This window comes from Frankia canadensis, assembly GCF_900197875.1.
Taxonomy (GTDB): domain Bacteria; phylum Actinomycetota; class Actinomycetes; order Frankiales; family Frankiaceae; genus Frankia; species Frankia canadensis.
Map to the genome: position 1 here is coordinate 1 of NZ_FZMO01000464.1, position 1031 is coordinate 1031.

Here is a 1031-nt window from a genome sequence, read left to right on the forward strand (position 1 = left end):
GCGTTGGTGGGAGCGGGGGCGGCGGGGGGGCAGGGCCCGGACCGGCCGCGAACGGTGCCGGGCACGCGGCGGGTGCCGTCAGCTATGGCCAGTCGGGCGCAACGGGCGCCGTCGGCGACGGGCCGTCGAGCAACCTCGGACCCGCGGGCGGAAACACGTCCACGGGCGGAAACACGTCCACGGGGAACAACGGATTCGCGGGAAAGAACGGATTCGCGGGAAACAGCGGGTTCGCCGGAAACGGCGGGTTCGCCGGGAGTAACGGCCGTTCAGGGAGCGACGGGCACTCCGAGAACGCGCGGGCGGGCGGGTTCGGGACCGCGGGCGGTGGCGGTGGCGATCAGGCGCCGGGATCGTCCCAGCCCACGAACCGGCCGGGCTGGAGCGGTCGACCGGCCGGCGAGGACGGCGCCAGCCAGCACAGCACCGGCGGGGTGGGTGCCGCGGAGGTGCCGCCACCGGTCGATGAGCCGTCGCTGGACGACGAGGATGTCCCGAGCCAGCCGGACGGGGCGCGCGGCGGTGAGGAGGCGGCGATGTCGCTGCTGCGCACCGGGCTTGGTGCCACGATCATCGAGCAGATCTCGACCACCTGAGGACGTAGGCTCATCGACATGTCGAACCCGCAGACCCCTGCCGGAGGGCCTTCCGCCGGTGCCGGCGGCGCCGCCCCGCTGGGGCAGATCCTCCAGCAGGCGCAGAGGATGCAGGCCGCGCTCCTGTCCGCGCAGGAGGAGCTGGCCCATGCCCGGGTGGACGGCACGGCCGGCGGCGGCCTCGTACGCGCCACCGTCAACGGCGGCGGCGAGCTCGTCGACCTGACGATCTCCCGCGAGGCGGTCGACCCCGACGACACCGAGACGCTCGCCGATCTGGTCCTCGCCGCCGTCCGGGACGCGACCACCAACGCCCACCGGCTGGCCGAGGAGCGGATGGGTTCGGTCACCGGCGGGCTGGCCGGCCTCGGTGGCTTCGGCGGACCGGCGCCGGGCGGGGCGCCCGGCGGGCTGGGCGATCTCGGTGGGCTGGGT

General features: G+C 75.4%; 1 protein-coding gene and 1 pseudogene. Both read left to right on the forward strand.

Translation table 11 applies throughout. The features are described from left to right. Positions 1-596: pseudogene (locus tag C1A33_RS35290) on the forward strand (hypothetical protein); the annotation flags it as partial. Between the two features lie 18 nt (positions 597-614). Then, positions 615-1031: YbaB/EbfC family nucleoid-associated protein (locus C1A33_RS26190; protein ID WP_101834219.1), on the forward strand; the 417-nt coding region annotated here is incomplete at its 3' end.